Here is a 14177-nt window from a genome sequence, read left to right on the forward strand (position 1 = left end):
CCGAACGGGTCACGCGTTGTTCGTGAACACCGGCAGGTAGCCGCCGGACTGACCGGCCGCGGTGGGGTGGTAGGACTCGCCGATGTTGAGCCAGTTGACGCTGTGCAGCCAGGAGTTGCTCGAGCAGATCTCGTGACCGGAGAACGTGGTGCGGACGTCGCCGAAGACGAAGCTGTGGGCGGTGGCGCGGGCCTTGATGGTGGTGTTGAGGAAGTCGGAGGCGTCGTTGATCGCGGACCTCTTGGTCTCGGAGAGGCCGAGGCAGGACTGGCCGAGCAGGTAGAAGCGGGGGTAGCCGATGACGACCACCCGGGCGGACGGGGCCTTCGCGCTGATCGTGTTGTAGACGGTGTCCAGCTTGCCGGGAAGCGTGTTGGCGACGTACGCCCGGGCCGTGTTGATCTTGGAGATGCAGGCGCTGTCGGACTGGAGCACACAGGTCGTCATGACGTCGGCGAAGCCGGCGTCGTTGCCGCCGATGGTGAGGGACACCAGTGAGGTGGAGGAGTTCAGCGAGCCGAGCTGGCCCGCGAGGACGTCGTCGGTCTTGGCGCCCGAGCAGGCGTTGAAGGCGAACGACGACGGGCTGTGGGCGGCGTTCCACAGGTACGGGTACGCCTTGGTGCTGCGGTCACAGCTGCCGCTGGAGCTGATGTAGCTGCCGGATCCCACCCCGGAGGAGTAGGAGTCACCGAGGGCCACGTAGCCACCGGCGGCGGTCGTGGACGCCTGCGCCGAAGCGGCCCCGGTGAGACCGAGGCCGGCGGCGAGGAGGAGCGAGGTCACGAATCCGGTAAGTCGGGAACGTCTCATGGAACCTCCCTTTAGCAGCATCTCTGCCACAACTGTCGTAGCAACTACGCGTGTTGACGGGAAGTGTCCATGCCAAGACTTTTGTGGTCTCAACAGGATCAACGCGAAACGTTCACCGCTCATCTATTGCACATGACCGGACCGTGGGTTGACGGGCCGTCAGCGGGCGGCACCGGCCGTACCGGTGGTGCCGGAGGGTGCCGGGCGGCTCTCCGGGAACACCCGGAACAGTTCTGGAACACCCGGAACAAGCGGCGGAAATGCCGTGCGCGGAGGGCATCCGTGCCGGATCATGGCGGCATGTCTGCGAACCCACACGACGCTCTGCCGATCCGGCTCCACGTCGACGACTCCGACTCGCCGTCCGACGTCGTCGACGCGCTGTTCCTCGGCCGCTTCGCGACGGGCGAGCAGCCGTACTCGCACGCGGCGAACATCGACCGCGTGCGTTCCGGCGCGACCCTGGTGCCGGACGGCGCCCGAGTGCTGCGGGTCGCCCGCGACGACGACCGCAGCGCGACCCTCGCCGAGGGCGACGGCTGGACCCTGCTGGTGTCGCGCTGGAACCGGGGTGCGGACGTCACGGTCACCGCGACCAGCGCCGAACTGGCGAAGCGGATCCTCGACCAGGCCACGGACGGCGCGGCCGACGAGCCCGAACCGCAGCCGGAGAACGTGACGATGGGGTTCTGGTACGTCTCGCCGAGGCGCGGCCCGCACCGCACGACCCGGCAGATCTCGGCGGGCACCTGGGACGAGGTCCGGCCCAACTACACCGCGCCGGTGGCGGACGCGATGGACCGTCTGATGAAGACGACCCCGGAGGACATCGCCGGGCGGCTGCTCCTGCTGCACGGACCGCCCGGCACCGGGAAGACCTCGGCGCTGCGCACCCTGGCCCGCTCCTGGCGCGACTGGTGCCAGGTCGACTGCGTGCTCGACCCGGAGCGGCTCTTCTCCGACGTCGGTTATCTGATGGACATCGCGATCGGCGAGGACGACGGCGCCGGCAAGGGCCGCTGGCGGCTCCTGCTGCTGGAGGACTGCGACGAACTGATCCGCGGCGAGGCCCGGCACACGGCGGGCCAGGCGCTGTCCCGGCTGCTGAACCTCACCGACGGGCTGCTCGGCCAGGGCCGCAACGTCCTGGTGGGCGTCACCACCAACGAGGACCTGGAGCGGCTGCACCCGGCGGTGGTCCGCCCCGGCCGCTGTCTGGCCCGGATCGAGGTGGGCCCGCTGACCCGCGGCGAGGCGGTGAACTGGCTGGGCACGGAGGAGGGCGTCGGCCGGGAGGGGGCGACCCTCGCCGAGCTGTACGCGCTGCGCAGGGGCACGACGCCGACGTCGGTGCCCGGCGCCCGCGAAGGGGCGGACGCGGGCCTGTACCTGTAGTGCTTTGATGGTGCCATGACCTTGTTCCTCGGCACCTCCGGGTGGCAGTACAAGGACTGGCGGGACCTCGTCTATCCGGCCGGGGTCCCGGCGCGGCTGTGGCTGGAGGAGTACACCCGGCTGTTCGCGACGGTGGAGATCAACAACGCCTTCTACCGGCTGCCGACGCGCGAGAACTTCGAGGCGTGGCGTGAGCGGGTGCCCCCGGACTTCGTGTTCGCGGTCAAGGCCAGCCGCTATCTCACCCACATCAAGCGGCTGAAGGATCCGGGGGAGCCGGTGGAGCGGCTGATGAGCCACGCGGCGGGGCTCGGCGACCGGCTGGGCCCGGTCCTGCTCCAGCTCCCGCCCACCCTGCGTGCCGACCCGTCCCTGCTGGACGCCTGCCTGGCCTGCTTCCCGGCCGGCACCCGGGTCGCGGTCGAGCCGCGCCACGACTCGTGGTGGACGCCGGAGGTGCGCGCGGTGCTGGAGTCCCGGGGCGCGGCCCTGTGCTGGGCTGACGTCCTGGCCCGCCCGGTCGCCCCGCTGTGGCGCACCACAGGCTGGGGCTACGTCCGTTTCCACCAGGGCCGCGCCCAGCCGTGGCCGCGCTACGGCCGACGGTCGCTGGAGACGTGGGTGGACCGGATCGCGACGACGTTCGGCGGCACGGAGGACGTGTACGCGTACTTCAACAACGACCCGGGGGGCGCTGCGGTCCAAGACGCGGTGGTCTTCGGCAGGGCGGCGGGCCGGGCGGGTCTTGAGGTGACACGGTTTCCGGAGCCCGCCAGGCACCGGTGACCGCCGTGCGGCCGGGGGCCGGAGCCGCCCCGGCGGGGCCCGGCTACTCGCCGTAGGCGGCGCGCAGGGCGTCGCGGACCGCGGCCAGGGCCTCGTCCTCGCCCAGGCCCAGCCGCCGCACCCGCTCCGCGTACGCCTGGGCGGCCGACGACGCCTCGCGCTCGGCGGCCGAGCCGGCGGCGGCCACGAACGTGCCGTTGCGCCCCCGCGTCTCGATCACCCCGTCGCCCTCCAGGGCCCGGTACGCCTTGGCCACCGTGTTCACCGCGAGCCCCAGGGACTCGGCGAGCCCCCGCACGGTCGGCAGCCGGTACCCCACCGGGAGAGACCCGGACCGCGCCTGCTCGGAGATCTGCGCCCGTACCTGCTCGTAGGGGGGCGCGCTGTCGTCGATGCGGATCTTCAGGCTCACGGGGCGATTGTCCCGCACCCGCCGGAAAATGAGAGGCACCGGGGGAAGTCCGCCGCGTACGGTGCCTGCCCATGACAGTGATCGTGCGCGACCTCCGCCCCGACGTCCCGGCCGACACCGAGGGCTTCGCCCGGGTGCGGCGGCTCGCCCTGCCGTACATCCTGTTCACCTCGGACTCGGTCCGTCACAACGCCGTCCACGTCCCGGCGGAGGCCCGGTACCGCCCCCTGGTCGCGGAGGAGGACGGCGAGGTGATCGGTACGGCCCAGGTCCATCTGGCCCACGACAGCGCCGAGCCGGGCCAGGGCCTGGTGAACATCTACGTCCGGCCCGACCGGACCGGCCGTGGCGCGGGCGGGCTGCTGCTGCGCGCGGCCGAGGAGCACCTCACCGCCGAGGGTGCCACCCGGCTGTTCACCTGGGTCCTCGACGAGCCGGCCCACCGCGCCTTCGCGGAGCGGCACGGCTATCGGAGCAGCCGCTCCTCCCACTTCCTCCGCCTCGACCTGGCGGGCGCCGCCCTCCCGGCGCTCCCGGAGACCCCGGCGGGTGTCGAGCTGCGTACGGCCGCGGACTTCGCGGACGACCCGCGTCCGCTGTTCGAGCTGGACACGGAGACGATGCGGGACGAGCCCGGAGACATCGACGTCGAGTACACCGACTACGACGCCTGGATCGAGCAGTACTGGAAGCATCCGCTGCTGGACCGCGACCTGACGGTGGCCGCGTGCGTCGACGGCCGCCCGGTCGCCTTCAGCGTCGCCTACACCGACGGCGGCGGCCGCTACTCCACGGCGATGACCGGCACCGCCCGCGCCCACCGCGGCCGCGGCCTGGCCAAGCTCGCCAAGACCCACTCCCTGCACCGGGCCCGAGCCGCCGGCCTCACCGAGGCGTTCACCGGGAACGACGCGGGGAACGACCCGATGATCGCGATCAACAAGTGGCTCGGTTACGAGATCTGCGCCACGGAGGTGCGTCATGTCCGTGAACTCGGCTGATCCGGCGGCCCGTCTGGAGGTCGTCCTGGTCAAGGCGGGCCGTACGAAGATCCGTTACCCGGCGGACGCGCTCGGGGACGACGGCACCCGGATCGCGGTGCGGGCGCCCTGGGCGGGTTCCGGAGTCCGTGACTTCGGCTTCGTGCGGTTCGAGCCGGGCGACGTCTTCACCGAGTACTACTGGCGTGACCGCTGGTACTCGGTGAAGGAGGTGCGTGCCGCGGACGGCTCCCTCAAGGGCTGGTACTGCGACATCACCCGGCCCGCGGTCGTCTCCGGCGGCGAACTGGTCGTGGAGGACCTCGACCTGGACCTGTGGCGCTCCGCCGACGGCTCGGACGTGCGGCGGCTGGACGAGGACGAGTTCGCCGAGAGCGGTCTGGCGGAGCGGGACCCCGCGGCCGCGTCGGCCGCCCTCGCCGCCCTCGGCGAGCTGGAGGCGCTGGCCCGTGCGGGCGGCTTCGCGGAGCTGCTCGCCTGACGTCCGGTGTCGCCGGGCGCGCTCACACGGTGGCGATCACGACGTACCGCTCGTCGTCGACGTCCTTGCCCCACAGCCGCGGGTCGCCGGACAGCCGTTCCACGCGCGGGGCGGCCGTCAGCGGCTCCAGCAGGGCGGTGAGGCGCCCGGCGGACAGGCCGACGGGGTGCAGGGTGCCCCAGACGCCCTCGACCAGCACGAAGCGGCCTCCGGGCCGCAGCAGGTCCCGCCAGCGCCGCAGGACCCGGGCGGGGTCCGGCAGCGTCCACAGCACGTGGCGCACGAGGATCACGTCGAAGCGCCGCTCCCCCACCGGCGGGTCGGCGGCCTGTCCGCGCAGCACCACCGCGTCGTGGCCGGCCAGCTTGGCCCGGGCCCGCTCGACCATCGCCGGGGACAGGTCGACGGCCGTCACCCGGTGTCCCTGGCCGGCCGCGAGGAGCGACATGCTGCCCGTGCCGCAGCCGAGGTCGAGGAGATCGGCGGGGTCCTCGGGCAGCCAGGTGCGGAGCCGGTCCGACCAGGCCTCGCGGACCTCGGGGTCGCGCAGGCCGTGGTCCGGCTCGTCGTCGAACGCGGCGGCCCGGGCATCCCAGTCCACGTACGGGGCATCCGCAACCGTGCGTCCACTCTCGCTCGTCATCCCCGGAGAGTGACACACAGCACTGACAACGCGGACGTGACAGCCGCCACTGACAGACCGGCACCGATGAGGAACTCTCGCCAAAAGGGTCTATCGCCGTGACATCGCGGAACCCGGTAGGCACTGAAGGAGGCAGCCATGCGCCGCTCGATCCTGCAGAAGCCCCTGAAGAGGACGGACACCCGCCGGATCCGCGAAGAGGCCGAGGAGCGCCCCGCGGGACGCCCCGAAGTGCGCAAGGACATCGCGCGCACCTGGTGGCCCGACGGCTGATGCCGCCCGGCGCCGTCAGCCCAGCGGCTTGCGGTAGTGGATCCGGTCGTAGGGGCCGTCGACGCGGCGTTCCACGAGTTCGTACCCGTACTTCGGGTAGATCCTCCGGTTCTCCCACATCATCGCGTTCGTGTAGAGCCTGATCTCACCGAGCCCCAGCTCACGCGCGTGCGTCTCCACGAAGCGCAGCAGCCGCCGCCCCACGCCCGTGCCGTGGGCGGCGGGGTGGACGGCGACGCTGTCCAGGAAGAGGTGGTCGGCGAACGCCTCGACCACCACCAGCCCGACGACGGGGTCGCCGGTGACGAACACCCGGCCGGCGGCCACGTCCGCTCCGTGGTCCGCCTCCATGGGTCGGGGCACCACGCCGATGCGCTCGATGTAGGGGCGGTAGGCCGCGTCCGTCACCGCGCGCACGGCCGGTACGTCGGCAGCGCGGGCCGGCCGGACCCCCTCGTTCTCCTGGTCGTCCATGCCGCGCACGGTAGCTGTCTGAGCGCAGTCTGAGCACCCCCTTAAGGGGACCATAAGGATCTCCTCCACCCGCCTCCAGCAGGCGATTCCACGGTCTTCCGGGGCTAGTTTCGGATCACCCCACGGGATCCACCCCACCCCCACGGACCGTCCGGAGGAGTTCCGCATGCCCGCTCGCGCCCGCCGCAAGGCCGCCGCCGTCGCCGTACTCGGTACGGCACCGCTCGCCCTGACCGCGCTCGCCGCCACCCCCGCGTCCGCGCACGGCTCGATGGGCGACCCGGTCAGCCGGGTCTCGCAGTGCTACGCGGAGGGACCGGAGAGCCCGAAGTCGGCCGCGTGCAGGGCGGCCGTGACGGCCGGCGGCACCCAGGCCCTGTACGACTGGAACGGCATCCGGATCGGTGATGCGAACGGCCGGCACCAGCAGCTGATCCCGGACGGCAGGCTGTGCAGCGCGGGCAACGCCGAGTTCAAGGGGCTCGACCTGGCCCGCGCCGACTGGCCGGCGACGAGCGTGCGCGGTGGGTCGTACACCTTCGAGTACCGGGTGACCGCGCCGCACAGGGGGACCTTCAAGGTCTATCTGACCAAGCCCGGTTACGACCCCGCGAAGCCGCTGGCCTGGTCCGCGCTGGATCTGGAGCACCCGGTGGCGACGGTCACCGACCCCTCCGCCTCGGGCGGCTTCTACACCTTCGCCGGCAGGCTTCCCGAGCGGTCCGGACGGCAGTTGCTGTACGCCATCTGGCAGCGCTCGGACAGCCCGGAGGCGTTCTACTCCTGCTCGGACGTCGACTTCGGCGGTACGGGAAGCACGGGAAGCACGGGGAGCACGGAGAGCAGCGGCGGCACGGGGAGCACCGAAGACACCGGCTCCGGCTCCGGCTCCGGCTCCGGCGGCACGGAGAGCACCGGATCCGCCGGGTCCACCCCGGCTCCGGTCGCCTCCGCGCCGTCCGACGAGCAGATCGCGGCCGGCGAGGACAAGTCGACGGTCGAGCACCACGGTCACGGGGACGACGACGCGAGCACCTCGGCGGAGCCCGCCGCCGCGCCCGACCGGCCGAAGGCCGAGGGGAGTCCGGAGGACCTCGCCGAGACCGGCGCGTCCACCGGCACCGCGTACGCGGCCATCGGCGGCGCGGCCGCGCTGGCGCTCGGTTCGGCGGCGCTGTTCCTGTCGGTGCGGCGGCGCGCCGCGGGCGGCCGCCGCGGGTGAGGGTTCCGGGGCCCGTCCGGCGGCTCAGGCCGGACGGGCCCCGGCGGTGCGTCAGCTGAAGGCCGACGCGCAGGTGGTGGCGGTGGCGTGGGCCGGGTCGAGCGCGTTGGCCACCTCGTGGAAGGCGATCCGGTCGAACAGGCCGATCGCCACGTGTTCGGAGAGGTCGAGCGGGCACAGGTCCTGCAGCAGGACGTTGCGGACGTCGGGGCCGGTCAGGTACTGGCTGCGCCAGGGGGTGGCCACCTCGTCGTACTTGGTGGCGAGGACCGTGTAGTGCACTCCGGGGACGGTGTCGCCGTCCGCGTTGAGCTTGGTGAGGAAGGCGGAGCCGGGGATCTGGTCGCCGAGGCCGGGGGTGGTGGCCTTGATCAGGTTCGCGGCCCCGGGGAAGTACGGCAGCAGGTTGGTGAGCCCGCTCAGAGTGGCGCCGTGGTTGTCGGGTGCGATGCCGACGAGGGCGTTCACCTTGCCGGCTCCGCCGAGGAACTTGAGGTAGTACCGGGGCATCAGGCCGCCCTGGGAGTGGCCGACCAGGTCGGCCTCGGCGGCTCCGGTGGCGGCGAGCACCTTGTCGACGTAGGCGGACAGCTGTTCGGCCGACTTGTCGATGGGCCCGAGGCCGTGGAAGAGCAGGACACCGGGCAGCTGGCCGTAGTCCAGGGAGTAGACGCAGTACCCGCGGTCCTTCAGGTACGGGGCGAGGGAGAGCCAGTTGTCGATCGAGTTGCCCAGGGTTCCGTGGACCAGGACGACCGGGCGGGGGTGGGCGGCGGAGGGCTTGCAGGAGAAGTCGTTCCAGCCGCTGCTCGGGGCGGAGGCGGCCTGGGCGGTGGCGGCGGGGAGGGTGGCGACGGCGGCGGTGAGGAGCAGCGCGGCGAGGGGTCTGAGCACTCGCTTCCAGGGCAGCATCGTGTGATCTCCTTGCGGCTCAAGGGAGGTGCGACGGCCTTACCCTGTGATCCGGATCACGAGGATGCTGTTCACTCGTCAAGTTACGGACGAGTAGTGGAAGTGTGAAGTTACGCGTCAGTAAAAACTTCCAGTGATAACCGGAGCATCACCGGCGCGCCGCACCGGCGCTCCGACGGACCGTCACCAGGCAGGCCTGATCGGACCGTAGGGAGCGATCCGGGCCAGACGGTCGCGCAACACGCGCACTTCACCCTCGCCCAGCAGTTCGGCCCAGCGCCCCACGACCTCGGCGGCCGCCTCCTCCGCCGCCCGGGTGCAGGCCCACCCCCGCCCGGTCAGCACGATCAGCCGGGCGCGCGCGTCCTCCGGGTGCGGCAGCCGCTCGGCGTACCCCTTGCGCACGATCTCCTCCACCAGTTGACTCGCCGCCTGCTTGGTCACCCCGAGGTGGGCGGCGAGGTCGGTGACGGTGGCACCGTCCGGCGCGAGCCGCGCGAAGGCGAAGCCGTGGGCGGGCCGGAGGTCGGTGAAGCCGCGGGCCACCACCCCGTCGTGGATGCGCTGGGTGAGGTCGCCCGCCACGGCGAGCAGGGCGGCGGACAGGGCCATGGCGTCGGAGTTCTGCACGGAGGCATTGAAACACCCTTGACGATTTGGTCAAGCTGCTTGACCATATGGAGAGATGGTCAAGCAGCTTGACCACTTTCCCCAGGGAGACACCGCCATGCCCGTCATCCGCTCCTCGGAAGCCGTGACCCATGAGATCCACGGCGCCCGGTTCGTCTCGTACGCCACCCCGCTCACCGGCAGCAAGGAGCTGTGCGCGTGGCGGGGCGAGATACCGCCGGGCACCGAGGCCCCCGCCCACACCGTCAACCGGGAGGAGATCTTCCACCTGCTCATCGGCGAGCTGCTCATCACGCTCGACGGCCGGACCGACCGGATCACCGCCGGCGACACGGTGATCATCAATCCGGGGGCGACCCTGGCCGTGACCAATCCGACGGACCACACCGCGATCTCCTGGGTCACCACCTCGATCGGCCTGGAAGCCCGCCTGGCCGACGGCACCCGCCTCTCCCCGCCCTGGGCCAACTGAGCCCGCCCCCGCCGGATCACGGGAGATCCCGTTCCACCGGCACTCCGTCCCGGGAAGATAATCGCTGACACGTTCGATTTCTGGTCGCCCGACCGATGCGGGTGGGGTTACAGTAATCGAACGAGCGTACGATGTACGTATCGGACGTATGGCGGAAAAGGGGTGGAGTGAGGGAGGTGCGGCATGGCGGGCTTCGCCCATCTGCACGTCGCGTCCGGTTACTCCGTCCGCTACGGCGCCGCCCAGCCCGAGCTCCTCGCCCGGCGGGCGGCCGAGCGGGGCATGACCGCGCTCGCACTCACCGACCGGGACACCGTCACCGGCGCCGTCCGGTTCGCCGAGGCGTGCGCCGGGGCGGGGATACGGCCGCTCTTCGGGATCGACCTCGCGGTGGCGGCCCTCGCGCCGCCACCGCCCGCCCGGCGCCACCGCACCCCCGCGCGCGGTGGCGCACACGTCGTCGAGCCGCCGCTGCGGTTCACGCTGCTCGCGCAGAACCGGGAGGGATGGGCCCGGTTGTGCCGCATCACGTCGGCCGGCCATGTCGGCGCGGTGTCCGGTACGGCTCCGATAGTGCCGTGGGAGGCGCTGCGCGAGTACGGCGGCCCCGGTCTGACCGTGCTGCTCGGACCGCTCTCGGAACCGGTACGGGCCCTGGCGGCCGGCCGCGAGGACGTGGCCGTGCGGCTGCTGGCGCCGTGGCAGGAGATCTTCGGCGGGGGGATCAGGCTGGAAGCCGTGGTGCATAAACGTTTCGGCACCGGGCCCGGTTCGCTCCGCCTCGCCGCCCGCACCCTGGCGCTCGCCGACCGCACCCGTACCGCCGCGGTGCTCTCCAACTCCGTCCGCTACGCCGACCCGGACCAGCACCGGCTGGCCGACGTCCTGGACGCCGCGCGACTGCTGCGCCCGATCGACCGGCGCCGGCTGGACAGCGGGCAGCGCTGGCTCAAGGACGAGAAGAGCATGGCGGCCACCGCGCTGATGATCGCCGAGTGCGCCGGAGCCGACGCCCGGCGGGCCGAGCGGCTGCTGGCGGACACCGCCGCCACCGCCGACCTGTGCACCGTCGACCCCGCGGCCGACCTCGGCCTGGGCAGGCCGCACTTCCCGGAGCCGACGCTCTTCGGCGCCGGTCCCGGCACGGCGGGCGCCGCGCAACTGCTGCGCGCGCGGTGCGAGGCCGGCCTGGTCCGACGCGGCCTCGACCGCGACCGGGCGGCCCTGGACCGGCTGGACGACGAACTCGGCGTGATCTCCGAGCTGGACTACGACTCGTACTTCCTCGCCGTCGGCCAGGTCGTGGCCGACATCCGGGAGAAGGGCATCCGGGTCGCGGCCCGCGGCTCCGGCGCCGGGTCGATGGTCTGCCACGCCCTGGGGATCGCCACGGCCAACCCGCTCGACCACCGCCTGCTGTTCGAACGCTTCCTGAGCGTGCGCCGGGCGTCGCTGCCCGACATCGACATCGACGTGGAGTCCGCCCGGCGGCTGGAGTGCTACGACACGATCTTCGAGCGGTTCGGCAAGGAGCGGGTGGCGGTCACCGCGATGCCCGAGACCTACCGGGCCCGCCGGGCCCTGCGGGACACCGGCCTGGCCCTCGGCATCGCGCCCGCGGACATCGACCGGATCGCCAAGAGCTTTCCGCACCTGAGGGCCTCGGACATCAGCCGCGCGCTCGCCGAACTGCCCGAACTGCGGCAACTGGCCGCCGAGGCCGACCGGTACGGACCGCTGTGGGAGCTCGCCGAAGGCCTCGACTCACTGGTCCACGGCATGGCCATGCACCCCTGCGGCGTGGTCGTCAGCGACGCGACCCTGCTGGACCGGCTGCCGGTGCAGCCCACACCGCAGGGGGACTACCCCATGGCCATGGCGGCGAAGGAGGAGATCGAGGCGCTGGGCAACATCAAGCTCGACGTGCTGGGGGTCCGTATGCAGTCGGCGATGGCCCACGCCGTCACCGAGATCGAGCGGACCACCGGCAACCACATCGACCTGGACGACCCCGAGCAGGTGCCGCTCGACGACGTCTTCGCGTTCAAGCTGATCCAGGAGAGCCAGACCCTGGGGCTGTTCCAGCTGGAGTCGCCCGGCCAGCAGGACCTGCTGTCCCGGTTGCAGCCCCGCGATCCGCAGGACGTCATCGCCGACATCAGCCTCTTCCGTCCCGGACCGGTCGCCGGGGGCATGCCCGAGCGGTACATCGCCGCACGCCACGGCGGCACACCCCGGTACGCCCACCCGGACCTCGAACCCGTGCTCTGCGACACCTACGGCGTGACGATCTGGCACGAGCAGATCATCGAGACGCTGTCGGTGATGACGGGCTGCGACCGCGCCCTGGCCGAGATGGCCCGGCGGGCGCTCGGCGACAAGGAGCGGATGCCGGGGATCAGGGACTGGTTCCACCAGCGAACGGAGGCGCGCGGTTACTCCGAGGAGGTGCGGGACCAGGTCTGGAAGACCGTCGAGGCCTTCGGCGCCTACGGCTTCTGCCGGGCGCACGCGGTCGCGTTCGCCGTACCCGCCCTGCAGAGCGCCTGGCTCAAGGCGCACTATCCGGCGTTCCTGCTGGCCGGCCTCCTCGAACACGACCCCGGCATGTGGCCCAAGCGGGTCCTCGTCTCCGACGCCCGCCGGCGCGGTGTGCCGGTGCTGCCCGTCGACGTCAACCGCTCCGGGGTGAAGCACACCGTGGAGAAGACCGACGGGGAGCAATGGGGTGTACGCCTCGCCCTCTCCGCGGTGCACGGCATCGGCGAGGAGGAGTGCGCCCGGATCGAGGAGGAGCAGCCGTACGGATCGCTGTCGGACTTCTGGCAGCGGGCCCGTCCCAGCAGGCCGGTCGCCGAACGCCTCGCGGAGATCGGCGCCCTGAACTCCCTCCACGACGGCCCTCTCACCCGGCGTGACCTGCTGCTCCAGATCGCCGAACTCCACCGGCAGTCCCGCAGCAGGTCGGCGGGCAAGGGCCAGTTGCCCTTCGACACGCACGCGGTCGGCGGGGCGGAGCCGAGCGGTCTGCCGGAGCTGACCGGCCGCGAGGCCCTGAGCGCCGAACTGAGCACCCTCGGCATCGACGTCTCCAAGCACCTGATGGAGCACCACCACCGGCTGCTGCGCGAGATCGGCGCGACCGACGCGGCCCACCTGGCCGGACTGCGCGCCGGTCAGCAGGTCCTCGTCGCCGGTGTGCGGGCCTCCACCCAGACACCGCCGATCGCGAGCGGCAAGCGGATCATCTTCGTCACCCTGGAGGACGGCTCGGGCCTGGTCGACCTGGCGTTCTTCGAGGACTCCCACCCGGCCTGCGCGTACACCGTCTTCCACAGCGGGCTGCTGCTGGTCCGCGGCACGGTCCAGGTGCGCGGCACCCGCCGGACCGTCGTCGGCACCATGGCCTGGGACCTGGACGAGATCGCCGCCGCCCGCCGCGACGACGGCCCGGAGGCCGCGCTCGCCCTCATCGGCTCCCGTCATCCGCATCCGACCCCCGCCCAGCCGCGGCGCACCCTGGCCAACGGCACCACGGGCGCCCGGCTGCATCCGTACGCCGATCTGCAGCCCGCCGGCAGCCGTTCGGCGGACCTGAAGAAGTTCGGGTACACCAGCCAGGGGAGCGCAGGATGACGACGCGTCAGCGGCACATCGCCCACATCCATCTGCACGCCGCACCGGAAGAGACCCGGTACGACGACATCATCGAACTGATGTCCGGTGTCACACCCCATGTCCAGGCCGTTCCGCCCGACGCCGTCCAGCTGGACCTGACCTCGGCGCTCAGGTACTTCGACCTGTCCCCCTACGAGCTGATCCAGACGACCCAGCTCAGGCTGAAGCTCCTCTACGGCATCGACAGCAGCGCCGGGCTCGCGGGCAACCGCATGCTGGCGGCGATGGCGGCCGACACCGCCGCGCCCGGACACGCCACCTGGGTGCCCGCCGACCGGGCCGCCGACTGGCTGTACACCCGCCCGGTCACCGCGCTGCCGGGGATCGGCCGGGCCACGGCGGACACGCTCGGCAGGTACGGGCTGCACACCATCGGCCAGATCACCGACCTCCCCATGGCGACCCTGCAACGGCTTCTCGGCGCCGGCCCGGCCCGCCTGCTGGCCGAGCGCGCCCACGGCCGCGACCCCCGCCCGGTCGCCCCGGCGGAACCGGCGGCGCACCTGACCGCGGACGTCGTGCTGGACCGGGACTGCCTCGACCCGGCACAGCAGCACCGGGCCGTCCTCGGCCTCGCCGACCGGGTCGGCCAGCGCCTGCGCGGCGAGAAGCAGGTCGCCGGCCGGCTCACCCTCACCGTGCGGTACGCCGACCGCAGTTCCAGCGCGCGCACCCGCACGCTGCCGGAGGCGACCGACCACTCCCCCGCCCTCGCCGCGACCGCCCTCGGACTGCTGACCGCCCTCGGACTGCAACGGGCGAGAGTCCGTGCCTTCGCGATCCGCGCCGACGGCCTGCTGCCGACCGGTAACGCCTACCGCCAGCTCTCGCTGGACCCCGGCGACGGGCGGGCACGCGCGGCCGAAGCCGCCGCGGACCGGGCACGCCGCCGCTTCGGCCCCCAGGCGGTACGCCCGGCAGCCCTCGCGGACTGACCCCGGCGACCGGAGCCCCGCGATCGCCCGCCTGCCGCCAGTGGATCGAC

15 protein-coding genes are annotated in these 14177 nt (G+C 72.4%); 9 read left to right on the forward strand and 6 right to left on the reverse strand.

Annotation, left to right across the window (positions count from 1 at the left end; translation table 11 throughout):
- Positions 1-9: 9 nt before the first annotated feature.
- Positions 10-813, reverse strand: coding sequence for an SGNH/GDSL hydrolase family protein (locus N8I86_RS09620; protein ID WP_073899880.1), 804 nt, complete (start codon positions 811-813; stop codon positions 10-12).
- A gap of 300 nt (positions 814-1113) precedes the next feature.
- Between N8I86_RS09620 and N8I86_RS09625 the strand changes: the two genes are divergently transcribed.
- Together N8I86_RS09625 and N8I86_RS09630 are read left to right on the forward strand one after the other, a co-directional pair.
- Complete coding sequence (locus N8I86_RS09625; RefSeq protein WP_073899882.1) at positions 1114-2208, forward strand: DUF5925 domain-containing protein; 1095 nt, start codon at positions 1114-1116, stop codon at positions 2206-2208.
- Positions 2209-2223: 15 nt separating this feature from the next.
- A complete protein-coding gene (locus N8I86_RS09630; RefSeq protein ID WP_263277584.1) occupies positions 2224-2994 on the forward strand; it encodes a DUF72 domain-containing protein in 771 nt (256 codons plus the stop codon).
- 43 nt (positions 2995-3037) lie between these two features.
- On the opposite strand, the gene N8I86_RS09635 is transcribed toward N8I86_RS09630, so the two are convergent.
- A complete protein-coding gene (locus tag N8I86_RS09635; RefSeq protein WP_073899886.1) occupies positions 3038-3406 on the reverse strand; it encodes a GntR family transcriptional regulator in 369 nt (122 codons plus the stop codon).
- A 71-nt stretch (positions 3407-3477) separates the two neighbouring features.
- Between N8I86_RS09635 and N8I86_RS09640 the strand changes: the two genes are divergently transcribed.
- Together N8I86_RS09640 and N8I86_RS09645 are read left to right on the forward strand one after the other, a co-directional pair.
- Entirely contained in the window at positions 3478-4407 is a 930-nt protein-coding gene (locus N8I86_RS09640) for a GNAT family N-acetyltransferase (RefSeq protein ID WP_263277585.1), read from the forward strand.
- Entirely contained in the window at positions 4388-4888 is a 501-nt protein-coding gene (locus tag N8I86_RS09645) for a ribonuclease FAU-1 family protein (protein ID WP_073900089.1), read from the forward strand. The genes N8I86_RS09640 and N8I86_RS09645 overlap by 20 nt, the downstream gene beginning before the upstream one ends.
- 22 nt (positions 4889-4910) lie before the next feature.
- On the opposite strand, the gene N8I86_RS09650 is transcribed toward N8I86_RS09645, so the two are convergent.
- A complete protein-coding gene (locus tag N8I86_RS09650) occupies positions 4911-5531 on the reverse strand; it encodes a class I SAM-dependent methyltransferase (protein ID WP_263277586.1) in 621 nt (206 codons plus the stop codon).
- A 138-nt stretch (positions 5532-5669) separates the two neighbouring features.
- On the opposite strand from N8I86_RS09650, the gene N8I86_RS09655 reads away from it, so the two are divergent.
- A complete protein-coding gene (locus tag N8I86_RS09655) occupies positions 5670-5804 on the forward strand; it encodes a hypothetical protein (RefSeq protein WP_107423831.1) in 135 nt (44 codons plus the stop codon).
- A gap of 15 nt (positions 5805-5819) precedes the next feature.
- Here the strand turns inward: N8I86_RS09655 and N8I86_RS09660 are convergent, their stop codons facing one another.
- The gene (locus N8I86_RS09660) at positions 5820-6278 is read right to left on the reverse strand and encodes a GNAT family N-acetyltransferase (RefSeq protein WP_263277587.1); all 459 of its coding nucleotides are present in this window, start codon (positions 6276-6278) and stop codon (positions 5820-5822) included.
- A gap of 166 nt (positions 6279-6444) precedes the next feature.
- On the opposite strand from N8I86_RS09660, the gene N8I86_RS09665 reads away from it, so the two are divergent.
- Positions 6445-7500: a lytic polysaccharide monooxygenase auxiliary activity family 9 protein gene (locus tag N8I86_RS09665; RefSeq protein WP_263277588.1), complete on the forward strand. Its 1056-nt coding sequence runs from the start codon at positions 6445-6447 to the stop codon at positions 7498-7500.
- A 51-nt stretch (positions 7501-7551) separates the two neighbouring features.
- Here the strand turns inward: N8I86_RS09665 and N8I86_RS09670 are convergent, their stop codons facing one another.
- Entirely contained in the window at positions 7552-8412 is an 861-nt protein-coding gene (locus N8I86_RS09670) for an esterase/lipase family protein (protein ID WP_263277589.1), read from the reverse strand.
- A 183-nt stretch (positions 8413-8595) separates the two neighbouring features.
- Positions 8596-9042 carry a MarR family winged helix-turn-helix transcriptional regulator gene (locus N8I86_RS09675; RefSeq protein WP_073899899.1) on the reverse strand — a complete coding sequence of 149 codons (447 nt, stop codon included), beginning with the start codon at positions 9040-9042 and terminating at the stop codon, positions 8596-8598.
- A gap of 97 nt (positions 9043-9139) precedes the next feature.
- Here N8I86_RS09675 and N8I86_RS09680 point away from each other — a divergent pair, with 97 nt between their 5' ends.
- The 3 genes from N8I86_RS09680 to N8I86_RS09690 all read left to right on the forward strand — a co-directional run bounded on the left by N8I86_RS09680 (position 9140) and on the right by N8I86_RS09690 (position 14127).
- The gene (locus tag N8I86_RS09680) at positions 9140-9514 is read left to right on the forward strand and encodes a cupin domain-containing protein (protein ID WP_263280087.1); all 375 of its coding nucleotides are present in this window, start codon (positions 9140-9142) and stop codon (positions 9512-9514) included.
- A 183-nt stretch (positions 9515-9697) separates the two neighbouring features.
- Positions 9698-13150, forward strand: coding sequence for a DNA polymerase III subunit alpha (locus tag N8I86_RS09685; RefSeq protein ID WP_263277590.1), 3453 nt, complete (start codon positions 9698-9700; stop codon positions 13148-13150).
- Positions 13147-14127: a DNA polymerase Y family protein gene (locus tag N8I86_RS09690; RefSeq protein WP_263277591.1), complete on the forward strand. Its 981-nt coding sequence runs from the start codon at positions 13147-13149 to the stop codon at positions 14125-14127. The genes N8I86_RS09685 and N8I86_RS09690 overlap by 4 nt, the downstream gene beginning before the upstream one ends.
- Positions 14128-14177: the final 50 nt, after the last annotated feature.

This window comes from Streptomyces albidicamelliae, assembly GCF_025642175.1.
Lineage (GTDB): Bacteria > Actinomycetota > Actinomycetes > Streptomycetales > Streptomycetaceae > Streptomyces > Streptomyces albidocamelliae.